Source organism: Cupriavidus sp. DL-D2, assembly GCF_039710735.1.
Taxonomy (GTDB): Bacteria; Pseudomonadota; Gammaproteobacteria; order Burkholderiales; family Burkholderiaceae; genus Cupriavidus.
In genome coordinates this window covers 67,113-88,265 of sequence record NZ_JBDKXK010000015.1, presented here as the reverse complement: position 1 = coordinate 88,265, position 21,153 = coordinate 67,113, and the positions used below count along the sequence as shown (strand labels likewise).

The following is a 21,153-nucleotide window of genomic DNA, read 5'->3' as shown; positions in this document are numbered from 1 at the left end:
CGGGGCTTTTTCGGTAGGGTGATGATTCGATGCGGGATCAGGACGGCCAATCAGAATGACCGATCAGAACGGTGTGTCGCCTTCGATCGTCGTGCGGTACATCACGCGACGCAGATGGTCAGGCGTGCCGGCTGCAAGATGCAGCAACGAGCGGTTGTCCCAGAACACCAGGTCGTGCTCGCGCCATTGGTGGCGATAGACGTGTTCCGGCTTCACGCTGTGCGCGAACAAGGTATCGAGCAGCGCGCGGCTTTCATCCTCGGGCAGGCCGACGATGCGCGTCGTGAAATGCTCGCTGACAAACAGTGCCTTGCGACCCGTCTCCGGATGCGTGCGCACCACGGGCTGGATCACCGGCCTGACCTGCGCGATCTGCTCGGCCGTCAGGTTTGGACGCCACGGACTGCGCTTCTGCAATTCGGCGTAGCGCGCAAGATAGGTGTGTTCGGCTGTGAGTCCTTCCACCTTGCGTTGCAGCTCGGCAGGCAACGAATCCCACGCGGCGTGCATGTTGGCGAACAGCGTGTCTCCGCCTTCCGCTGGCAGTTCGATCGCATGCAGCAGCGAGCCCAGGCTCGGCTTTTCCTTGTACGAGAGATCCGAATGCCAGAAGTGGCCTGCGTCGCCGAGACCGATCGGCTTGCCATCCTTCAGCACGTTGGAGACGATCAGGATTTCGGGATGGTTGGCCAACTGGAACTGATTCAGCACGTGGATCTGCAGCGGCCCAAAGCGGCGGCTGAACGCGATCTGCTGATCGGGCGTGATGCGCTGGTCTCGAAACACCACCACGTGGTGATCGAGATGGGCACGATGGATGCGCCGGAAATCCTCGTCGGACAGCGGCTGGTTCAGGTCGAGTCCAACCACTTCGGCGCCAAGCGCGGCATCGAACGGGCGGATCTCGAAATCCTGGAGGGTATCGACTGCAAAACTCATGACGGGCTCTCTGGGGGAAGGGCACAAGCCTTGCACTGTAGGGAACCGCCATCGCGCAGACAACGAATCAAATCGCGCCGCGTTATACGGCGGGTGCATATGCGAAGGAACGCATAAGCAAACGCGGTTTCCTTCGTTCCGGTGTGACGATGCGGCGTCTTACGCTGCCCCGCTGGGTCAAGAAAACAAAAGGAAACTCGCATGTCACTGTCCAACCCCGCGCGCCGGCGCATCCTGCTGGCCGGTGCGGCTGGCTTCGGCGGTTCGCTCCTGACGGGTATCGCCCATGGCCAAACCGGCGACAAGCCCGAGACGCTGCGCATCGGCTACCAGAAATCCTCCACGCTGATGATCTGGCTGAAATCTCGCCAGACGCTGGAGCAGGCGCTCGCGCCGCGCAAGGTCACCGTGCAGTGGCATGAGTTCACATCCGGCCTGCCGCTGCTGGAATCGCTCAACGTCGGCAACCTCGACCTGACTGCAGATGTAGCGGATGCCGTGCCGCCGTTCGCGCTGGCTGCTGGTGCCAACCTGACGTACTACGCGATCGAAGCACCCTCGCCTACGGCGCAGGCCATCGTGGTGCGCCACGATTCACCGATCCGCTCGGTCGCCCAACTCAAGGGTCAGCGCGTGGCGTTCTCGAAGGGCGCCGGCGCCCACTACCTGCTGCTCGAAGCATTGAACGAAGCGGGATTGTCGATGCGCGATATCGAACCGGCCTACCTCACGCCCGCCGATGCCCGCGCAGCATTCGAGCGCGGCAGCGTGGCGGCCTGGGTCATCTGGGACCCGTTCCTCGCTGCCGTGCAACGGCAGGCGAATGCGAGGATCTTGCGCGACGGCTCGAAGCTGTCGAGCTACCGGAGGTTCTATCTGGCTGCCACGCCCTACGCAAACCGCCGCCCGGACGTGCTGGCCACGGTCTACACCGAACTGAAGCGCGCGGGCGAATGGCTCAAGGCCAATCCGACGGAAGCCGCTGCGTGGCACGCCCCGCTGATCGGGCTGGATGCCGCCACGGTGGAAGCGGCCAATGCACGGCGGACCTACCAGGTGCAGCCCGTGGATGCGCCCGCGCTGGCGGAGCAGCAGCGGATTGCCGATGCGTTCACGGGGCAGTCGATTTTGCCGAAGAAGGTATCGGTGGCGGCATCGCCGGTTTGGAAGCCGGTGTAGATCTCTCGCTCTGTTTTTGCTCCCCTCTCCCATGCAATGGGAGAGGGGCTGGGGGAGAGGGCCGGAGGGTCTGCTTGCCGACCACATCGTAATTTGCACCGCTTGCCCTCTCCCCCGCCCCTCTCCCGCAAAGCGGGAGAGGGGAGTAAACCACGCCCACAGCAATCGAAATCAAACGCGCGCCACCGCACGCCCATTCCTCTTTCCGTCTCCTATAGTCGAAAGCAGCAGCGTTCACGAGATGCTGCGCCGCATCGCACAAGGGGACCACCACATGGGCACTGTTGCGCGCTTTGAGATTGGTTTTACCCGCTATCTTTCCCCCGAGGGTGTTCCCGCACCCGACCTTCCCGACTTTGCCCGCGATCCGGCTGCGTTGCTGCCGCTCTATCGCGCCATGGTGCTGACCCGGCAGTTCGATCTCAAGGCCATTGCGATGCAGCGCACCGGCCAGATCGGTACGTTTGCGTCGGCGCTGGGGCAGGAAGCGGTGGGCGTTGGCGTCGCCACGGCGATGCGAACCGACGATGTCCTCGTGCCGTCCTATCGCGATCACGCTGCGCAATTTGTGCGGGGCGTCACGATGACGGAGAGCCTGCTGTATTGGGGGGGCGACGAACGCGGCAGTGCTTTTGCCGCAGTGCCGCACGACTTTGGCAACTGCGTGCCCATCGGCACCCAGGTGGGCCATGCGGCGGGCATCGCCTTCGCGCTGAAGCAGCGCAAGCCCGGTGCCGTGGCCGTCTGCATCATCGGCGACGGCGGCACGTCGAACGGGGCTTTCTACGAAGGGATGAACATGGCTGGTGCCTGGCAGGTGCCACTAGTCATCGTCATCAACAACAACCAGTGGGCCATCTCGATGCCGCGTGCCAGGCAGACGGCGGCGGCCACGCTGGCGCAGAAGGCCATTGCGGCAGGCATTCCCGGCGAACAGGTCGATGGCAACGACATCATCGCCGTGCGGCAGCGTGTTGACGACGCGATCCAACGTGCGCGCGAGGACCGCGGGCCGGCGCTGATCGAAGCCGTAACCTATCGGCTGGGCGACCACACCACTGCTGACGATGCGTCGCGCTACCGTGACGATGCCACGGTCAAGGAAGCCTGGCGCCACGAACCCATCTCGCGCCTGCGCACCTATCTGGCGAGCCTCGGTGCATGGGATGCCACGCGTGAGGAAGCGCTGATCGGCGAATGCCAGCAGGCCGTGGCCGATGCGGTGCAAGCCTATCTGGCGCTGCCGCATCCCGATGTCTCGGCCATGTTCGACTGCCTCTACGAAACGTTGCCCGATGCCATGGCCGCGCAGCTCGACACCGCGCAACGCTACGCCCAGACGAACGCCAGCACGGAGAGCGATCATGGCTGAACTGCATCTCGTGGAAGCCGTGAACCTGGCCCTCGCCTATGAACTCGCGCACGACGCTGACGTGGTATTGCTTGGCGAAGACATCGGCGTCAACGGCGGCGTCTTCCGTGCAACGGTTGGCCTGCAGGCGCGCTTTGGCGAGACACGCGTCATCGATACCCCGCTGGCCGAAGGCGGCATTGTCGGCGCAGCCATCGGCATGGCGGCGATGGGTCTCAAGCCCGTGCCCGAAATCCAGTTTGCCGGCTTCATCTATCCGGCCATCGACAACATCCTGAATCACGCCGGCCACATGCGGCATCGCACACGCGGTCGGCTCGGTTGTCCGATGGTCGTGCGCGCGCCCAGCGGTGCGGGCATCCATGCGCCCGAGCATCATTCCGAAAGCCCCGAAGCATTGTTCGCCCATATCCCGGGGCTACGCGTGGTGATGCCCTCCTCGCCCGCGCGTGCCTATGGCCTGTTGCTCGCGGCCATACGCGATCCGGATCCCGTGATCTTCTTCGAGCCAACGCGGCTGTATCGCCTGTTCCGGCAAGAAGTGCTCGACGATGGTCAGGCCCTGCCGCTCGACGCCTGCTTCACGCTGCGCGAAGGCACCGACATCACGCTCGTGAGCTGGGGCGCGATGGTGCAGGAGACGCTCGCCGCTGCGGAGCAACTGGCCGACGAAGGCATTTCCGCGGCGGTCATCGATGTGGCCACGCTCAAGCCGCTCGATATGGAAACGATCCTCGAATCGGTGGCGCAGAGTGGTCGCTGCGTGATCGTTCACGAAGCACCGCGCACTGCGGGCGTAGGCGCCGAGATTGCCGCGAACCTGGCCGATGCGGGACTGTATTCGCTGAGCGCACCGGTGCAGCGCGTGACCGGCTACGACACCGTGGTGCCGCTGGCGCGGCTGGAACACAGCTACCTGCCGTCCGTGGCACAGATCGTCGATGCCGCGCGCCGCGCGCTCGACGCCGCCTAGCGTTCAGAAACCAGAGGGAGACAACGATGCGGACCTTCAAGCTGCCCGACCTTGGAGAGGGCCTGCAGGAAGCCGAGATCGTGACGTGGCACGTCAAGCCCGGTGACAGCATTGCCGCAGACCAGCCCCTGCTTTCGGTGGAAACCGCGAAAGCCATCGTCGAGATTCCTTCGCCGTTCAGCGGAAAGGTCGCGCGACTCTTCGCGCAACCGGGCGACATCGTGCACCTGGGCGCACCGCTCGTGGGCTTCGAGGGCGCGGGCGCTTCCGATGATGCGGGCACGGTAGTGGGTGCGGTCAAGGTCGGTACACATGTCGTGCGCGAAGGCGAAACGCGCGTCGGCGCGGCAGGTCTGCAAGGCAGCCACGGCCTGCGCGCCACGCCAGCGGTGCGTGCACTGGCGCGCAAACTGTCAGTCGATCTGGCGATGGTCACCCCATCCGGCCGCGATGGCGTGATCACCGCCACCGATGTGCAACGCGTAGCCACCACGCTGGCCGAGAACGGTCCCGCCGATATCGTGCGTGGCGTACGCCGTGCCATGGCGCAGAACATGGCCCGCGCGCAGAGCGAAGTGGCCGCTGCCACCGTGATGGACGATGCCGACCTTCACGCGTGGCAAGTCACCGCCGCAGGGCGCGACGTCACCATCCGGCTCGTGCGCGCGCTCGTGGCAGGCGTGCGTGCGGAACCTGCACTCAATGCGTGGTACGAAGGCAAGACCGGACGCCGGCATCTGCTCGAACGGATCGATGTGGGTATCGCCGCGGATCTGCCGGAAGGATTGTTCGTGCCCGTGCTGCGCAACGTGGGCCAGCGCGACGCCGCCGACCTGCGCGCCGGGTTGGACCGCATGCGCGCCGATGTACTGGCACGCACCATCGCGCCAGAGGAGATGCGCGGCAACACCATCACGCTGTCGAACTTCGGCATGATCGCGGGACGATACGCGGCGCCTATCGTGGTACCGCCCACCGTCGCCATTCTCGGTGCGGGCCGTATACGCGCCGAGGTGGTGGCCGCCGATGGCGTGCCGGCAGTACACCGGGTGATGCCGCTGTCGCTGACATTCGATCACCGCGTGGTCACGGGCGGCGAGGCCGCGCGGTTCCTGCGTGCCGTGATCGCGGACCTGGAGCGTGCGGACTGAGCGATTCACCACACACCGCCGCGTGTGACGCCCACGATACCGCTACACTCCCCATTTGCCGCGCCAGTTCCTATACTGGATTGCGCATTTCCGTGGTCCCATCCCCCCTGTCCATCTCATCGAAGGAACTTTCATCATGGCTATCCGTATTGGCGAGACCGCGCCCGACTTCACTGCAGAAACCACCGAGGGCAAGATCAACTTCCATGAGTGGATCGGCGACAGCTGGGCCATCCTGTTCTCGCACCCCAAGGATTTCACGCCGGTCTGCACCACCGAACTCGGCTACATGGCCAAGCTGAAACCCGAGTTCGACAAGCGCAACACCAAGGTCATCGGCCTGTCGATCGATCCCGTGACCGATCACTCGCGCTGGGCCAAGGACATCGAGGAAACGCAGGGCACGGCCGTGAACTACCCGATGATCGGGGATGCCGATCTCAGCGTATCCAAGCTCTACGACATGATTCACCCCGAGGCCAGCGGCAGCGGTCCGCGCACCGCCGTGGACAACGCCACCATCCGCTCGGTGTTCTGGATTGGACCGGACAAGAAGGTCAAGGCGATGCTGGTCTATCCGATGAGCGCGGGACGCAATTTCGACGAAGTGCTGCGCCTGCTGGACTCGCTGCAACTCAATGCGAAACACACCGTGGCCACGCCCGTGAACTGGAAGCCGGGCGACGACGTGATCATCCCGACCTCGGTCTCCGACGAGGATGCAAAGAAGAAGTATCCCGATGGATTCAAGACGCTGAAGCCGTATCTGCGCACCGTGGCGCAGCCGAAGTAGCATTCTTTCCGAGAGGCAGAACTATCCACAGCTTGCGTGGATAATTGCCCTCTTGACAGCCCGCCAACCCGCGCCAGCGCTCGAAGGAGCTGGCGTGCCTTTTTTTTGGGCAAAACAGGGTGAAGGGGCAACCGATGATGTTACTCCCCTCTCCCGTGAAACGGGAGAGGGCTGGAGGTTCTGCTTGACGACGTGTCGCAAGTGGAACTGCTGGCCCTCTCCCCCGCCCCTCTCCCGCGAGCGGGAGAGGGGAGTAAACCGACAGGGAAAATACGTCCCTTACGGATGCCGCGCCAGCACGCCGCGAATCGTATCCGCGAGATCCTTCGCCAGGAACTTCGACACATACGCATCGGCGCCAACCTTGCGCACGTGTTCCTCGCTGGCCTCGCCGGAGAGCGACGAGTGGATGACCACGGGCAGCGATTTCAGGCGTGCATCGGCCTTGATCTTGCGCGTCAGCGTGAAGCCGTCCATCTCGGGCATTTCCAGATCGGTCAGCACCAGTGCCACTTCATCGCGGATGGTCTTGCCCTGGCTGGCGGTCAGGTCGGCAATCTGGCCGAGCATTTCCCACGCTTCCTGGCCCGTCTTGGTCATCACCACGGGCACGCCCATGGCCTTGAGGCCATTCTCGATCAGGCCACGCGCCAGTGCAGAATCGTCAGCGCACAGGATCTTGGTGCCGGGGCGAATGGTCAGTTGCGGCCCCACCGTGGCGGGGTCCACATCGGGCTGGCGCGTGGGCAGCACGTCGCGCAGGATCTGCTCCACGTCTAGCACCTGCACCAGGCGCGGGTTGTCGCCACCCACATCGAGCTTGGCGATGCTGGTTACCAGGCCGCCCTTGACGCTGGTCTCCGCGGAGATCACCTGGTTCCAGTCGAGCCGTACGATTTCCTCGACGGCTTCGACGGCAAAGCCTTGCGTCGAACGCGCGTACTCGGTCACCAGCATGATGTTGAGGCCCGACTTCGGCGAGCATTCCAGCAGACGCGGCAGGTCGATCACCGGAATGACCTGGCCGCGGATATCGGCCATGCCGAGGATCGACGGGCCGGCGCCCACCACCGTGGTCACCGATGGCATGACCAGGATTTCCCTGACCTTGAAAACGTTGATGCCGAACAGTTCGGACTGTCCGCTGTGGGTTGCATCGCCCAGTCGGAACAACAGCAACTCGAACTGGTTGTTGTTGGTCAGGTTGGTGCGCTCGTCGATGTCTCTCATCGCGCTGGTCATGCTGTGCTCCGCTGGCTCGGTCTATGAATATGGGTGTTGCCAAAGGGCTATCGGCCACACGTGCGGCCAGCTTTAGTGAAACTGTCGCCATCGATGCGGGAATTCCATGGAATCGCATGCGTTGTGACGCATGACACGCTCCGCAGGACCCACCGAGGGAAATCCCTGAGCCGTCGAAAGCACCGCCAGCCCGTGGTTATTCGGCGCGCGGCATGTTCCGCATCCGCCCCCGGTGATGAACCGCCGCAATGCCTCGCCTACCTTTGAGCCTCGCCGGATCCCGCCCGTCAGAGGCGTCGAACGGCACCCGGCCCCTGGTCGCTCATCACGATTCACCAGAGGCCGGACACCGAGGAACGAGACGCCCGCACCCTTGCCGATGCCGCCGGGACTCCGACCTCGCACCCGGAACCACGTGAGACGAGGCTGACGCCCGATCCGTACGCGGACGTGCGCAGCGCCCCAGCAAGGAGACACAACCATGATCGAACAGCCCTATCCGTCGGTGACGGACGTGCAGGACGTGGCCAGTGCGCCGCCGCAGCCCGGCGGCAAGATCGACCAGTATTTCCAGATCAGCGCGCGCGGCAGCACGCAGCGCCGCGAGGTGGTGGCAGGCATCACCACCTTCATGGCGATGGTCTATGCCGTGTTCGTGGTGCCGGGCATGCTCGGCAAGGCTGGGTTCGACACCAGCGCCGTGTTCGTGGCCGTCTGCCTGACCACGGCCTTCGGATCGCTGCTGATGGGCCTGTGGGCCAAACTCCCCATCGCCATCGGCTGTGCCATCTCGCTGACCGCCTTCATGGCGTTCGGTCTCGTGCTCGGACAGAAGCTGACCCCCGCCGTGGCGCTCGGCGCCGTGTTCCTGATGGGCGTGGTCTTCACGGCCATCTCTGTGACCGGCGTACGCTCCTGGATCCTGCGCAACCTGCCTGCCGGCGTAGCGCACGGTGCGGGCATCGGCATCGGCCTCTTCCTGCTGCTGATCGCTTCGAACGAAGTGGGTCTCGTGGTGAAGAATCCAGGCCCCGGCCTGCCTGTGGCACTGGGCCACATCACCGCCTTCCCCGTGATGATGTCGGTGCTGGGCCTGGCGGCGATCTTCGGCCTGGAACGTCGCCGCGTGCCCGGCGGCATCCTGCTGGTGATCGTCGGTATCTCGGCACTGGGCCTCGCCTTCGATCCGGCCGTGAAGTTCACTGGCATCTTTGCACTGCCCACGTTGTCCGCACCGGGCCAGGCCTCGCTGATCGGCGCGATGGACATTCGCGGCGCGCTGTCTGCAGCCGTGCTGCCCAGCGTGCTGGCATTGGTGATGACCGCCGTGTTCGATGCCACCGGTACGATCCGCGCAGTGGCCGGCCAGGCCAACCAGCTCGACGCCACGGGCCGCATCCATAACGGCGGCCGTGCGCTGACGGCGGATTCGGTCAGCTCGATCTTCTCGGCCTTCTTCGGCGGCGCACCCGCAGCGGCCTATATCGAATCGACCGTGGGCGTGGCCGCTGGCGCGCGCACCGGTCTGGCAGCCGTGACCGTGGGCGCCCTGTTCCTGGCCGTCATGTTCTTCTCGCCGCTGGCGGCGCTGGTGCCATCGTATGCCACGGCGCCCGCGTTGATGTACGTGGGCCTGCTGATGCTGTCGAGCGTGTCGCGCCTGCATATGGACGATCTGGTCGATTCCCTGGCCGGTCTGGTCTGCGCGGTATTCATCGTGCTGACCTGCAATATCGTCACTGGCATCATGCTCGGCTTCTGCACGCTGGTGATCGGCCGGCTGGTGGCGGGTGAATGGCGCAAGCTCAATATCGGTACGGTGGCTATTGCCGTGGCGCTCGCCGCGTTTTATGCGGGCGGATGGGCAATCTAAGCAAAATCCGATACCGACAACGATGTCTCCTCCACCTGGGATGACCGGTGGAATTTCAGCCCCCGGGACCTTTCCGCCCGGGGGTTTTTTATTGTGAATCCGGCTTGTTCATTTAGCCCGTAGCGCCTTCGCCCACACGGCAACATGACAAAAATATCAATGCTGACAGCCAATCTGGCATCTCGGGGCCCCGTCCGGAAGCCAGTGTCACGCGGTTTTTTCGCGGAATTGCTGGTATTGCGCAAAGGAAAATCGGGGCCGAATAGTTTGCCGTGATTTACAGGTCTGATAGGATCTTGTCCGGTGCGTTGGCCTGCGGCGATATTTTTGCAGTGACGTGGTCCTGCAAAGTCCGATAAATCGGAGTTGGCTACAGCCCTGCACCCTTCCGGAGAAGTTTTTTTTACACAATTCGACGTTTGAATCGTGCTTTTTCGGAATTACTTTGTAATATTTTTGGTATGCGGACCAGATTGCGACCACGGTAAACTACCGCCAACTGTAACGGGGATCTATAAAATGCCGACTTACAAGCAACTGCTGGCTGAAAAAGAAGCGCTCGAAGCCAAGCTCAGCGAAGTGCGCGCCAATGAAGTGGCTAACGTGATCGAGCAGATTCGGCAATTGATGTCGGACTACGATCTGACCGCCGACGATATTGCGCCGAAGCGCCGTCGTGGCCGCCCGGCCGGCTCCCATGCCGCTGCGCCCAAGGCAGCGTCCGCACTGCCCCCGAAATATCGTGATCCGAAGTCCGGCAAGACGTGGTCGGGCCGTGGCCGCGCACCGGCCTGGCTGGGCAAGCGTCCGGAGCGTTTCCTGATCGAACAGGCAGGCTGATCCGCTTCGCGCTGCTTCTGCATGACAGAGGCGCGGCCCGTCATTGCGCCGGGCGCGCCTCGCAAAGATATTCCGCACGCAATGCCCGGAACCCCTGTTGCGAGGGTTCCTGCGCCAACGCCGCACTACCATCCGCCCTTGGCTGCAACCGCAGCACCTGCGCACCGCAATGCGTCGCAGCCTCGTCGCGCTGGAACCGGATTTCATACTGACCGCCCGTCTGCGGGACGAACGATACCCCCGCCGCACAGCGCATTTCCTCTGCCGGCGGCGCGGCATAGGACAGCACGGCAATATAGATACGCTTGCCCGGCACCACCTTGCGCTCACGCGTGCGCGATGCCGGCTCGGGCGAACTGCCTGCCATGTCGAGCGTGGAATCGCGCCCCATTGCCGCGAGTTGCTTGCCCGTACCGGCCAGCACGCGCGGATACGGCTTGGGGCACCCGGCCGGGTCCAGCACGTTGAAGGTAGTCCGGTCGTCGGTATTGCTCACCACCCGCACACTGGCGAAAGGCGCGTCCGATGGCACGCGGTAATAGGACACGCAGCCGGCCAGCGAGACAGCCAGCACGGCGGCAATCGGCACGACGACAATCCTGATCCTGCGCATAGCGAGCATGAAGCGGACGGTTGAGCGACATTGGTGCCACAGCATAGCTAAAACCCGACTGCGCCAAGGTGGGATGCCCCACGTTGAGGATATCCACAGTTTCTGTGGATAATCTGTGCCTTTGGCGCGCTGCAGCCCAGTTTTCGCGGGTTCGCACCGGACTGCTCAAGAATTAGGCAATCCGTTGCATGGTTGCCGGCGGGTGGTTGCCAAACAGATGAATGTAGGTCAGGATTCCGGCAAACCCAAGGCCGGGCTCGAACTGCCCGGCGGCGATGTCTGCCAGCGCTCGGCAAGAAAATCGACGAAGGCCCGCACACGCGGCGGTACCAGTCGGCGCTCCGGCATCAACGCGTAAATGCCGGTGACAGCCAGCGGGTAGTCCTGCAACACCTGCACCAGCCGGCCCGTGCGCAGGTCGTCGCAGACATGCCAGGTGGAATGCAGCGCGATGCCGAAGCCGGCCAGCGCGGCATCGGACAACAGTTCGCCAGTGTTCGCCTCCACCCTTCCCCTCACGCGCACGGCAATCTCTCCCCCCTTGCCGTCTTCGAAACGCCAGACATCGGCCCGCCCCTGCGCACCCACCAGCACCAGGCACTGATGCCGCGCCAGGTCTTCCGGCGTTTGCGGCATGCCATGTTCCTCAAGGTATTGCGGACTTGCACAAAGCAGCCGGCGGTTGTCCGCCAGCTTGCGTGCCACCAGCGTCGAATCCTCCAGCGCGCCGATGCGGATGGCAAGGTCGAAGCCGCTGCTGACCAGATCGAGCACGTGGTCGCTCAGGTTGATGCTGAGGTTGACGCCCGGATGCGCGCGCAGGAATTCCGGCAATAGCGGCGAGATGTACTGCCGCCCGAAGGACGCCGACGTGGTTACCCGCAAGGTGCCCGTGATGCCGCTGCCCGCCTGCCGCAGCGATCCGGATAACGCTTCGAGGTCTTCCACCAGCGCGCGGCCCTGTTCGGCCAGGACCGCCCCCTCGGGGGTGGCATGCAGGCGCCGCGTGGTGCGATGCAGCAGCCTGACGCCCAGTTCCCGCTCCAGCCGTTGCAGCCGCTGGCTGGCCACTGCGACGGAGAGGTCCAGGCTGCGGGCGCCAGCGCTGATCGAACCCAGGTCGAGCACGCGCAGGAACAACGAAATGTCACCGATGCGATCCATTATTCTCAATTGATTCTTGAAACTAATTATGGATATTGCCCGTTTTTCATAAGATCGAGAAGCCCCACACTTCGCCCCTGACCACTCTCTCTCTGCGGGCCTCTGCAGGACATCCTCCCGCGCCCGCTTTCTCAGACGAAACCCCATGCCCCCTACCCTTGCTCCCAACACCGGCTCACGCATGCCGGCCGCACTCTATGCGCTGACTGCCGGGTCCTTCGGCATCGGCTGCGCGGAGTTCGTGATCATGGGTCTGCTGTTGCAGGTCTCGGCAGACCTTCACGTGACCATCGCCGCCGCTGGCATGCTGGTGTCCGGCTACGCGCTGGGCGTCTTTGCCGGCGCGCCCATCCTGACGCTGTTGACGCGCCGCATGCCGCGAAAGGCGGTGTTGATGGCGCTCATGGCGATCTACACCATCGGCAACGCCGCCTGCGCGCTGGCGCCGGACTACACCACGCTGATGATTGCGCGCGTGGTCACGTCACTGACGCATGGCACGTTCTTCGGCGTCGGCGCAGTGGTCGCCACCAGCCTGGTGCCACCGAACCGCAAGGCATCGGCTATCTCGATCATGTTCTCGGGCCTGACCCTCGCCACGCTGCTCGGCATGCCGGCTGGTGCCTGGCTCGGCCTGCATATGGGATGGCGCTCGACGTTCTGGGCTATGACGGTGATCGGTGTGATCTCGCTGATCGTGATCGCGCTGCTGGTGAAGTCGAGCCGCGACGACTCCGCGCCGGTTCGCCTGATCGATGAACTGCGCACGGTGGTCCGGCCGCAGGTCCAACTCGGGCTGCTCATGACGGTGCTGCAATCGATGGGCGTCTTCGCGGTGATCACCTATATCCAGCCGCTGCTGACGCGCGTGACAGGGTTCGGCGAAAGCGCTGTATCGCCCATCCTGCTGCTGTTCGGCGGCGGCATGATCGTCGGCAACATCATCGGCGGACGCATGGCGGACCGCCGTCCCACGGGCGCTCTCCTGGGCGCGCTGCTGGCGCTGACCCTGGTGCTTGCCACCATGACGCTGACGCTGCACCACCAGGCGGGCATGACCGTCTTCATCGCCCTGCTTGGCATCGCAGCGTTCGCCACGGTCTCTCCGCTGCAACTGCGCGTGCTGCGCCATGCGCGCGGCGCTGGTGAAAACCTTGCATCGAGCTTCAACATCGCGGCGTTCAACCTGGGTAACGGTCTTGGGGCGTGGCTGGGTGGCGTCGTGGTCGAACGTGCATTGGGGCTCGGCGCATTGCCGTGGATCGCCGCACTCGCCCCGCTGGCCGCACTCGGTATCGCGCTGCTCGCCGTACGGATGGAGCAACGGGCGACGGCGATTGCGTCGGCCTACCATCTGGACACCGCTTGACCCGTATCAACGAGGGGACGGTCCAACTTCCACATGATGCCCGCATGATGCGGGCGTGCTCCGGTTCATAGCAAGACACGGCACCTGCGCATTGACTCCACGCCTTGTTACGCGTCCAGTCCCGGTCGCCCGTCTGCCATGTTCGATGAAAACAAGCTGTACCAGCGCATCCAGCACGACTTCCCGCTCCATGCGCGTCCCTACCTTTCTACTGGCGAGGCGTTCGACCTCGCCGAACACACCGTTCTGAGCCTGCTCGCACGCGATGTGGGCAGCGGCCGCATCAGCCGAATCGGTGCCGTGTTCGCACCGAATACCATCGGGGCCAGCACCGTTGCGGCGCTGAACATTCCCGTTGCCCGACTTGAGCGCGTCGTGGAGCGCATCAACGACGATCCCGCCATCAGCCAGAGCCACGTGCGCGACGGCCATCGTTTCAACCTCTGGTTCGTGGCCGGTGCGCGGGATCAGGTTCTGCTCGATGAGGTGCTGAACCGCATTGGCGCGGATGTGGGCCAGCGCCCCATCGACCTGCCGCTGGAAAGGGAGTACCGGGCCGACCTGGGCCTGCCGCTGGCGCCCGGCCACGGCTGCCACGGACCGGACGCGTTGGACAAACCCTGCAGCCTCAAGCACCCGGTACGGCCAGCGCTCGACGAGGCCGACTGGCGTCTGGCTGCCGCGCTGGAGGTGGGCCTGCCGCTGACGCCGCATCCCTATCACGCGCTCGCGCGGCGTAGCGGATTGTCGTTGCCAGAAACGCTGAGACGGCTTACCGCGTGGCGCCAGTCCGGCGTGATCCGGCGTTTCGGCGCCATCCTGCGCCACCGCCATTTCGGCTATACGCACAATGTCATGTGTGTCTGGAATGTGCCCGACAATCGCGTGGATTCGGTCGGGGTACGGCTGGCCCAGGTGCCGTACGTCACGATGTGTTTCCGCCGTCCGCGTCGCTTGCCCACGTGGCAGTACAACCTCTTCGCCATGGTTCATGCGCGCAGCGAACAGGAACTCGCCACAACGCTCGCACGCTTCCATGCGATGGACGACCTCGCCCACGCGCCAAGTGCCGTGCTGCGTGCCAGCCACTGCTACAAGCAGCGCGGCACGCACTACGGCAGCGTCATGCCCGAGTTCTAGCCAGTGGATGTTGGCGAGGAAGTTGGCGAGGATGCGTGCGCAGTCGTTTGCGCCGGCGTCGCCGCAGGCTCCGGAAACAGCAACGCCAGCCGCCGCGCCAGTGCCCCCAGCCACTCGGGCCGGGGCGCGGCATCGAGCCAGTATTTCACTTCGAGCCCGAGTGCCGTGTCACCGCGTATCGACAGCCGCCGCTGGAAAAACAGCGTATCGGTATCGGCATCCCCGCCGATCAAACGCAGATAGCTGAGCGCATTGGCGTGCAGCGTCAGATCGCTTTCGGCGCCGTCGAACGGTCCAGCCCGGAATTTTCCGTCCCGGCAGCGAAAACGCACTTCCAGCCCCATGTCGTCGACGGTCAGCGAGAAGGTCCGGCCTTCAAGCGCAGCAGGCGGCTCCATCCATCCCGCGCGACGCATCGCTTCCAGTGCAGCCACCAACGGTGCCGCGCGCAGCGGGGCAGGCATACGCCGATGCACCCGCGTCATCATCGTGTTCAGGATCGTCATGCCTCTGCGTGCTCCTGCGCAATCCACTGGATGCCCGGGGCACCCGTCCAATACCCGTTGCTCGGCTGGGCGCCCGCCGGCATCGCGGGACTGGGCGCCGCCATGGAATCGCCCCGCCGGATGGCGTCGAGATGCGCAATGGCTTCGAATGTGCCGGTCGCATGCGGACTCACGCGCACGTAGTCGATACCCCCGGCTGCCATGTTCGAGACTTCGCCACACAGGTCGAGGCACGTTGCGCTTTGTGTCTGGATGCCATTGAGCGTGAAGAATGCCTGGCCCTCGCCCGTGTTGGCCACCAGGCCGTCGGGATACTCCAGGCACCGGAACTCGCAGGCATCCTTGCGCAGCCGATGATGGCGCGCCGTGAAGCAACGCGCCGAGAACGCCAGCGGCATGCGTCCCCACACCATCGCCTCCAGCGTCATGCCGGCCGGGCGGGCCGCGCTCAACGACAACATCGAGCGCCCGTCCATCTCCACCGGCACCGTGCACCCCACGGCGCCCAGTTGGTCCAGCCACGCCAGCGTGTCCGCGTGATAGACATTCAGATGCGGACCGCCGACGAAAGGCCGGCGCTCCATGCAGCGCACCGCGCCGAGGTCATTGGCCTCCACCAGGAAATCGTCCTGCGCACAGACGCGGCGCATGACGGCGATATCCGATTCGGACTCGACCAGCACCGGCGTGGACAGGATCACCTGCTTGCCCGCCTCGCGCAGCATCTGCGCAATCTCAATCCATTGGGCGAAGCGCAATTCATGGCGGCGCGTGCAGACGGTCTCGCCCAGATAGACACGATCCACAGGCAGATCGGCCACAGCGGCATAAAAGGACAGGACCGACCGATGCGGCCAGTAGTAAAGCAGGGGCCCGAGCGCAATGCGAAAGTCATCGCGCTCGGGTGGGAATACGAGGGACGTGGGCATGGTTGTGATGGAAAGTGGGGAACAGAAGCTGCCGGGACGGGGGACGGTAGACGTCAGCGCCAGGGCCTGTCGTACGCCCCCTGGGTCACCTGGTCGCCTTCTGCGTGGCGGCCCAGCGTAGCCTGCCATTCCTGGCGCGGGGAAAAGCGTTTCGGATCGCGGCAGGCGTCGTCGATGGCGGCGCGCAGCACACCGACCACATCGGCCACATAGCGCGGGCTGCGTTGCCGACCCTCGATCTTGATGGCGGCGATGCCCATGTCGATCAGCGCCGGCAACAGCGACACCGCGTTCAGGCTCGTGGGTTCCTCCAGTACATAACCGCGCTCGCCTTCCACCGTGAACCGTCCCTTGCAGAGCGTGGGATAGCCGGCGGGCTCACCCGGCGCGTAGCGGTCGATCAGGATGCCCGAGAGGCGCGCGTCCATCGTGCCGTCGTGTTCGTCCCATCGCACCGCGTGCGCGGGCGAGCAGACGCCCTTGTTGTTCGGCGAATCGCCGGTGGCATACGACGACAGCAGGCAGCGGCCCTCCGCCATCACGCACAGGCTGCCGAAGCCGAACACCTCCAGCTCCATATCGGTCTGCCGCGCCAGCTTCGCGATCTGCGGCACGGACAAGACGCGCGGCAGCACCACGCGGCGAATGCCGAACTGCTGGCGCATCAACGCGATGGCGTCGAGATGGGTAGCGGAACCCTGCACGGAAAGATGGATGCGCAGCGAGGGGTGCCGTCTGGCGGCGTAGGCAATCAGGCCGGCGTCGGCCATGATCACCGCATCGGCGCCCAGTCCAGCCGCCGCATCCACAGCGTGGTGCCAGCGTTCGACCTGGCCCATCTGCGCGAAGGTATTGATCGCGAACAGCACCTCTGCGCCACGCGCATGGGCTTCGGCCACGCCCTTGCGGATATCGTCTTCGCTGAAATTGAGTCCACCGAAATTGCGCGCGTTGGTGGCATCGCGCAGCCCCAGGTAGACGGCATCGGCGCCGTGCTGCAACGCCATGCGCAGTGCGGCGAGGGAACCGGCGGGCGCCACAAGCTGGGGCCGCCGGATGATGCGCTGCTCGGAAGTGGAATACGGCGTCTCGGGAGGAGAATCTGGAAGGCGGCCGGTGGCATCGGCCGTGACTGCAGTCATTGCGGGCATCCGGGAAAGGAACTGTCGGATGCTAGCCATTCAACGAAGCCGTACTATTGATGTCGCGCAAAAGAATCCGTCTACGCGGGAACCCCACAGCACGCCCGTCACAGCCCTCCCCCCATCAGGGGATGGCCGCACCCAACCGTGCCGACAGCCGATTGGCCAGCGCGCGCACCTGCCGCCCGATCGCCTGCCCGGTAGCCGCGTCGATCTCGCTGCTCAGGTAACTCACCGCCACGGCCCCGGCGGCCACCGATCGCGTGGCATCGAACACCGGCGCACCAAAGCACGTCATGCCTTCCCTCATCTGCCCGTTGTCGATCGAATAGCCGTCGCTGCGCACCTGCTCGAGTTCGTCGATCAACTGCGCGGCCGATGCCACGCTCGCGCGCGTGAGCGGCGGCGGCAGGCCATGGGCAAACATGTGGTGGACATCCGCCGTATGCAGCGTGCTCAGGATGGCCTTGCCCGTGGCGGTATAAGGCGCGGGCAGCCGCATGCCGATGCGGAACGTCACACCGAGCGGCCGGTCGCCGTTCTGGCATGCCAGATAGACCACCTCTGTCCCGTCGAGCATCGACAACGTGACCGTGGCATCGTGAAACGCATCGGTCTCGCTCCACATCGCGTGAAACTCCCCGGTGATCTGCGTCTGCGACAGGAAGGCATTGGCCCAGCCCATGACGTGCGGACCCAGCGCCATCGCGCCATTGGGCAGCCGCTTGAGCAGTTGCAGCTGGACGAGCGTGTCGCACATGCCGTGCAGCGAGCTTTTGGGTGCGCCGGTCAGCCGCGTCAGGTCGGCCAGCGTCAGAGGATCGGACGCGGCGGCGATGGCGTCGATCACCTGGACGGCGCGTACCACCGCTGGCGAGGTGGGGCGTGCGGCATCGTCAGGCGAGTAAGTGGACTTGGGCATGAGGCGGCAGTAGCGACGGATTCAAGATTGAGGGAACGGCCACGCCCCACTGGCAGTCTTTCCGGCATGGGCGTATGATTTGACGATCGTTCCACATACCGAATACTAGTTCAACCTATTGAACATAGGCAACCCGAACTTCCACGCAACCCGGAAACCCCCGCCATGCAACTCAAAGACCCCTCGCTGTTCCGCCAACAGGCTTATATCGATGGCAATTGGGTGGCCGCCGACTCCGGCGCCACGTTCGATGTGACCGATCCGGCCACGGGCGAGGTCATCGCCCGCGTCGCGGACCTGGGCGCCGCCGAGACCGAACGTGCCATCGTTGCCGCCGAGGCCGCGCAGAAGGAATGGGCCGCGAAGACCGGCAAGCAGCGCGCCACGATCCTGCGCCGCTGGTTCGACCTGATGATCGCCAACACCGACGACCTCGCCCTGCTGATGACGCGCGAGCAAGGCAAGCCGCTGGCCGAGGCCAGGGGCGAGATCGCCTATGCCGCCAGCTTTATCGAGTGGTTCGCGGAAGAAGCCAAGCGCGTGGATGGCGAAGTGCTGGCCACGCCTGCCGCAGACAAGCGCCTCGTCACGTTGCGCCAGCCGGTAGGCGTCTGCGCCGCCATCACGCCGTGGAATTTCCCGGCTGCGATGATCACGCGCAAGGCCGCGCCCGCACTGGCCGCCGGCTGCGCCATTGTCATCAAGCCCGCCGAGCTGACGCCGCTCTCTGCGTTTGCACTGGCTGAACTTGCGCATCGCGCCGGCGTGCCCGCAGGCGTGCTGCAAGTGGTGACCGGTGATTCGAAGACCATTGGCGCGGTGCTGACCGGCAGCCCCATCGTGCGCAAGCTGTCGTTTACGGGCTCCACGGAAGTGGGCCGCATCCTGATGGCGCAATCGGCGCCCACCATCAAGCGCCTGTCGCTCGAACTCGGCGGCAATGCGCCGTTCATCGTGTTCGACGATGCCGATGTCGATGCTGCCGTGGAAGGTGCCATCGCGGCCAAGTATCGCAACGGCGGACAGACCTGCGTCTGCGCCAATCGCTTCTACATCCAGGACGGCATCTACGATGCGTTCGCTGCAAAGTTTGCCGAACGCACCGGCCAGTTGCGCGTGGGCAATGGGCTGGAAGACGGCGTGGTGATCGGCCCGCTGATCGAAGAGAAGGCCATCAAGAAGGTGGCTTCGCTCGTGGAGGACGCCACAGCCAAGGGCGGCCGCGTGCTGACCGGCGGCGGCACGCACAAGCTGGGCGGCACGTTCTACACGCCGACCGTGATCGCCGATGCCACCGCAGACATGCGCGTGGCGCGCGAAGAAATCTTCGGACCGGTGGCACCGCTGTTCCGTTTCCAGCGCGATGAAGACGCGATTGCCGCCGCCAACGCCACCGAGTTCGGACTCGCCGCCTACCTCTACACGCGCGATATCGCTCGCGCCTGGCGCACCGGTGAAGCACTCGAATACGGCATGGTGGGCCTGAATACGGGCCTGATCTCGAACGAGGTGGCGCCGTTCGGCGGCATCAAGCAGTCAGGTGTTGGCCGCGAGGGTTCGCGTCACGGCATCGAGGAATATCTCGAGATCAAGTATCTTTGCCTGCAGATGTAAGGCGGCCCACTACTCAGAGATCCTAGACATCCGGAGACATCGATGAACCCCTTCCGTTTCCAGACCGCGCCAACCGTGATCGTCGAATTCGGCGCGGCGCGCCGGCTTGGCGCGCTGCTGCGCGAATCCTTTCCGCAGGCGCGTCGCCTCTGCGTGGTCACCGACGGCTTTCTCGCGAAGAGCGGCCTGCTGGCCCCTGCACTCGATGACCTCGGCAAGCATGCGTGGGAAGTCACCGTGATCGACGATGTCATCGCGGACCCGCCCGAACACGTGGTGCTCGAAGCCACCGAGCGCGCGCGCGCTGCCCATGCAGAGGTGGTGCTGGGGCTGGGCGGGGGATCGTCGATGGACGTGGCCAAGCTGATTGCCGTGCTGCTGCCGGCCACGCAATCGCTCAAGGACATGTACGGTGTGAAGAAGGTCACCGGCACGCGGCTGCCGCTCGTGCAGATGCCGACCACTGCCGGGACCGGTTCCGAAGTCACGGCGGTATCGATCGTCACCACGGGCGAGACCACCAAGATGGGCGTGGTCGCGCCGCAGTTGTTTGCCGACCTGGCGATTCTCGATGCGGAACTCACACTGGGTCTGCCGCGCGGCGCCACGGCTGCCACCGGCATCGACGCGATGGTCCACGCGATCGAGGCCTATACCAGCGCCCATCTGAAGAATCCGGTCTCCGACATGCTGGCGGTGCGCGCCCTGCAACTGCTGTCGCAGAACCTGATGCTCGCCTGCGAGAATGGCCACGACCGCAACGCGCGCGAAGCCATGCTGCTGGGCGCGATGTTCGCGGGACAGGCATTTGCCAACTCACCCGTGGCCGCCGTGCATGCCCTGGCCTATCCGATCGGTGGCATCTTCCACGTGGCGCACGGTCTCTCCAATGCGCTGGTACTACCGCACGTGATGAAGTTCAACGCGCCAGCCGCCTGCAAGCGCTATGCCGAACTTTGCGACGTGGTGCTGCCCGGCACCACTGGCAGCGACGAAACCAAGACCGCTGCACTGATCGCGCATATCGAAGGACTGGTCGAGGCTACCGGCATTCCGCGCACGTTGCGCGAAGTGGGCGTAGCGGAAAGTGACCTGCCTCGCATGGCCAGCGACGCCATGCTGCAGACGCGCCTGCTGGTGAACAATCCGCGCGAAGTCACCGAAGCGGACGCCCTGTCGATCTATCGCGCCGCATTCTGACGCCGCTATTTTTACCGCGTCGGCCATATTGCCGCAGCACGCCCGCAAGGTGCGCTGCGGCATTTTCCATGTGGCGTCGTCATATTCCTACACCGATTTCAGCCCCTGCCCGCCTTAATGCGCACCGGCACTGTCCTAACCTGAACATACCGGGACAAAGCGCGCGGACATGCATTCTCCGCCGTGCGCCAG

At 64.7% G+C, this 21,153-nt stretch carries 19 protein-coding genes; 11 read left to right on the top strand and 8 right to left on the bottom strand.

Annotation, left to right across the window (positions count from 1 at the left end; all coding sequences use genetic code 11):
- Positions 1–63 precede the first annotated feature (63 nt).
- Entirely contained in the window at positions 64–939 is an 876-nt protein-coding gene (locus ABDB81_RS11625) for a TauD/TfdA family dioxygenase (RefSeq protein WP_346811208.1), read from the bottom strand.
- A gap of 201 nt (positions 940–1,140) precedes the next feature.
- Between ABDB81_RS11625 and ABDB81_RS11620 the strand changes: the two genes are divergently transcribed.
- The 5 genes from ABDB81_RS11620 (at position 1,141) to ABDB81_RS11600 (ending at position 6,407) form a co-directional block, all read left to right on the top strand.
- Entirely contained in the window at positions 1,141–2,118 is a 978-nt protein-coding gene (locus ABDB81_RS11620) for an aliphatic sulfonate ABC transporter substrate-binding protein (RefSeq protein WP_160473485.1), read from the top strand.
- A gap of 274 nt (positions 2,119–2,392) precedes the next feature.
- Positions 2,393–3,490 carry a pyruvate dehydrogenase (acetyl-transferring) E1 component subunit alpha gene (gene pdhA, locus ABDB81_RS11615; RefSeq protein WP_346811273.1) on the top strand — a complete coding sequence of 366 codons (1,098 nt, stop codon included), beginning with the start codon at positions 2,393–2,395 and terminating at the stop codon, positions 3,488–3,490.
- Positions 3,483–4,463, top strand: coding sequence for an alpha-ketoacid dehydrogenase subunit beta (locus tag ABDB81_RS11610; RefSeq protein ID WP_160473483.1), 981 nt, complete (start codon positions 3,483–3,485; stop codon positions 4,461–4,463). The genes pdhA and ABDB81_RS11610 overlap by 8 nt, the downstream gene beginning before the upstream one ends.
- Positions 4,464–4,489: 26 nt before the next feature.
- On the top strand, positions 4,490–5,614 hold the full coding sequence (locus tag ABDB81_RS11605) for a dihydrolipoamide acetyltransferase family protein (RefSeq protein WP_137924802.1): 1,125 nt from the start codon (positions 4,490–4,492) through the stop codon (positions 5,612–5,614).
- A gap of 136 nt (positions 5,615–5,750) precedes the next feature.
- Positions 5,751–6,407 carry a peroxiredoxin gene (locus tag ABDB81_RS11600; RefSeq protein ID WP_346811206.1) on the top strand — a complete coding sequence of 219 codons (657 nt, stop codon included), beginning with the start codon at positions 5,751–5,753 and terminating at the stop codon, positions 6,405–6,407.
- Positions 6,408–6,686: 279 nt separating this feature from the next.
- Here ABDB81_RS11600 and ABDB81_RS11595 read toward each other — a convergent pair whose 3' ends face one another.
- On the bottom strand, positions 6,687–7,649 hold the full coding sequence (locus ABDB81_RS11595) for a chemotaxis protein (RefSeq protein ID WP_137924800.1): 963 nt from the start codon (positions 7,647–7,649) through the stop codon (positions 6,687–6,689).
- A 481-nt stretch (positions 7,650–8,130) separates the two neighbouring features.
- Here ABDB81_RS11595 and ABDB81_RS11590 point away from each other — a divergent pair, with 481 nt between their 5' ends.
- Both ABDB81_RS11590 and ABDB81_RS11585 read left to right on the top strand, forming a co-directional pair.
- Positions 8,131–9,522: an NCS2 family permease gene (locus ABDB81_RS11590; RefSeq protein ID WP_137924799.1), complete on the top strand. Its 1,392-nt coding sequence runs from the start codon at positions 8,131–8,133 to the stop codon at positions 9,520–9,522.
- 519 nt (positions 9,523–10,041) lie between these two features.
- Complete coding sequence (locus ABDB81_RS11585) at positions 10,042–10,362, top strand: H-NS histone family protein (protein WP_137924798.1); 321 nt, start codon at positions 10,042–10,044, stop codon at positions 10,360–10,362.
- Between the two features lie 40 nt (positions 10,363–10,402).
- On the opposite strand, the gene ABDB81_RS11580 is transcribed toward ABDB81_RS11585, so the two are convergent.
- Positions 10,403–10,951 carry a hypothetical protein gene (locus ABDB81_RS11580; protein WP_346811205.1) on the bottom strand — a complete coding sequence of 183 codons (549 nt, stop codon included), beginning with the start codon at positions 10,949–10,951 and terminating at the stop codon, positions 10,403–10,405.
- Positions 10,952–11,203: 252 nt separating this feature from the next.
- Entirely contained in the window at positions 11,204–12,139 is a 936-nt protein-coding gene (locus ABDB81_RS11575) for a LysR family transcriptional regulator (protein ID WP_160473478.1), read from the bottom strand.
- A 145-nt stretch (positions 12,140–12,284) separates the two neighbouring features.
- On the opposite strand from ABDB81_RS11575, the gene ABDB81_RS11570 reads away from it, so the two are divergent.
- Together ABDB81_RS11570 and ABDB81_RS11565 are read left to right on the top strand one after the other, a co-directional pair.
- Positions 12,285–13,508 (top strand): MFS transporter, encoded by a 1,224-nt coding sequence (locus ABDB81_RS11570; RefSeq protein ID WP_249359284.1) that lies wholly within the window; start codon positions 12,285–12,287, stop codon positions 13,506–13,508.
- 138 nt (positions 13,509–13,646) lie between these two features.
- Entirely contained in the window at positions 13,647–14,648 is a 1,002-nt protein-coding gene (locus ABDB81_RS11565) for an Lrp/AsnC family transcriptional regulator (protein ID WP_137924796.1), read from the top strand.
- Here the strand turns inward: ABDB81_RS11565 and ABDB81_RS11560 are convergent.
- From ABDB81_RS11560 to ABDB81_RS11545, 4 genes are all read right to left on the bottom strand, one after another.
- On the bottom strand, positions 14,645–15,154 hold the full coding sequence (locus ABDB81_RS11560; protein WP_346811203.1) for an SCP2 sterol-binding domain-containing protein: 510 nt from the start codon (positions 15,152–15,154) through the stop codon (positions 14,645–14,647). The genes ABDB81_RS11565 and ABDB81_RS11560 overlap by 4 nt on opposite strands.
- Entirely contained in the window at positions 15,151–16,083 is a 933-nt protein-coding gene (locus tag ABDB81_RS11555) for a U32 family peptidase (protein WP_160473476.1), read from the bottom strand. The genes ABDB81_RS11560 and ABDB81_RS11555 overlap by 4 nt, the downstream gene beginning before the upstream one ends.
- Positions 16,084–16,136: 53 nt before the next feature.
- Positions 16,137–17,090 (bottom strand): peptidase U32 family protein, encoded by a 954-nt coding sequence (locus tag ABDB81_RS11550; protein ID WP_160474636.1) that lies wholly within the window; start codon positions 17,088–17,090, stop codon positions 16,137–16,139.
- 259 nt (positions 17,091–17,349) lie between these two features.
- The gene (locus ABDB81_RS11545; RefSeq protein ID WP_137924793.1) at positions 17,350–18,147 is read right to left on the bottom strand and encodes an IclR family transcriptional regulator; all 798 of its coding nucleotides are present in this window, start codon (positions 18,145–18,147) and stop codon (positions 17,350–17,352) included.
- Positions 18,148–18,312: 165 nt separating this feature from the next.
- Between ABDB81_RS11545 and ABDB81_RS11540 the strand changes: the two genes are divergently transcribed.
- Both ABDB81_RS11540 and ABDB81_RS11535 read left to right on the top strand, forming a co-directional pair.
- Entirely contained in the window at positions 18,313–19,761 is a 1,449-nt protein-coding gene (locus tag ABDB81_RS11540) for an NAD-dependent succinate-semialdehyde dehydrogenase (RefSeq protein ID WP_137924792.1), read from the top strand.
- A gap of 42 nt (positions 19,762–19,803) precedes the next feature.
- Positions 19,804–20,961 carry an iron-containing alcohol dehydrogenase gene (locus tag ABDB81_RS11535; protein ID WP_137924791.1) on the top strand — a complete coding sequence of 386 codons (1,158 nt, stop codon included), beginning with the start codon at positions 19,804–19,806 and terminating at the stop codon, positions 20,959–20,961.
- Positions 20,962–21,153 lie beyond the last annotated feature (192 nt).

What these genes read in the sequence shown, in the direction of transcription:
- pdhA (WP_346811273.1), top strand. Translation starts at nt 2,393, where the DNA reads ATGGGCACTGTTGCGCGCTTTGAGATTGGTTTTACCCGCTATCTTTCC.
- ABDB81_RS11605 (WP_137924802.1), top strand. Translation starts at nt 4,490, where the DNA reads ATGCGGACCTTCAAGCTGCCCGACCTTGGAGAGGGCCTGCAGGAAGCC.
- ABDB81_RS11550 (WP_160474636.1), bottom strand. Translation starts at nt 17,090, where the DNA reads ATGGCGTTGCAGCACGGCGCCGATGCCGTCTACCTGGGGCTGCGCGAT.
- ABDB81_RS11555 (WP_160473476.1), bottom strand. Translation starts at nt 16,083, where the DNA reads ATGCCCACGTCCCTCGTATTCCCACCCGAGCGCGATGACTTTCGCATT.
- ABDB81_RS11590 (WP_137924799.1), top strand. Translation starts at nt 8,131, where the DNA reads ATGATCGAACAGCCCTATCCGTCGGTGACGGACGTGCAGGACGTGGCC.
- ABDB81_RS11535 (WP_137924791.1), top strand. Translation starts at nt 19,804, where the DNA reads ATGAACCCCTTCCGTTTCCAGACCGCGCCAACCGTGATCGTCGAATTC.
- ABDB81_RS11560 (WP_346811203.1), bottom strand. Translation starts at nt 15,154, where the DNA reads ATGACGATCCTGAACACGATGATGACGCGGGTGCATCGGCGTATGCCT.
- ABDB81_RS11625 (WP_346811208.1), bottom strand. Translation starts at nt 939, where the DNA reads ATGAGTTTTGCAGTCGATACCCTCCAGGATTTCGAGATCCGCCCGTTC.
- ABDB81_RS11570 (WP_249359284.1), top strand. Translation starts at nt 12,285, where the DNA reads ATGCCCCCTACCCTTGCTCCCAACACCGGCTCACGCATGCCGGCCGCA.
- ABDB81_RS11610 (WP_160473483.1), top strand. Translation starts at nt 3,483, where the DNA reads ATGGCTGAACTGCATCTCGTGGAAGCCGTGAACCTGGCCCTCGCCTAT.
- ABDB81_RS11540 (WP_137924792.1), top strand. Translation starts at nt 18,313, where the DNA reads ATGCAACTCAAAGACCCCTCGCTGTTCCGCCAACAGGCTTATATCGAT.
- ABDB81_RS11600 (WP_346811206.1), top strand. Translation starts at nt 5,751, where the DNA reads ATGGCTATCCGTATTGGCGAGACCGCGCCCGACTTCACTGCAGAAACC.
- ABDB81_RS11565 (WP_137924796.1), top strand. Translation starts at nt 13,647, where the DNA reads ATGTTCGATGAAAACAAGCTGTACCAGCGCATCCAGCACGACTTCCCG.
- ABDB81_RS11585 (WP_137924798.1), top strand. Translation starts at nt 10,042, where the DNA reads ATGCCGACTTACAAGCAACTGCTGGCTGAAAAAGAAGCGCTCGAAGCC.
- ABDB81_RS11575 (WP_160473478.1), bottom strand. Translation starts at nt 12,139, where the DNA reads ATGGATCGCATCGGTGACATTTCGTTGTTCCTGCGCGTGCTCGACCTG.
- ABDB81_RS11620 (WP_160473485.1), top strand. Translation starts at nt 1,141, where the DNA reads ATGTCACTGTCCAACCCCGCGCGCCGGCGCATCCTGCTGGCCGGTGCG.
- ABDB81_RS11595 (WP_137924800.1), bottom strand. Translation starts at nt 7,649, where the DNA reads ATGACCAGCGCGATGAGAGACATCGACGAGCGCACCAACCTGACCAAC.
- ABDB81_RS11545 (WP_137924793.1), bottom strand. Translation starts at nt 18,147, where the DNA reads ATGCCCAAGTCCACTTACTCGCCTGACGATGCCGCACGCCCCACCTCG.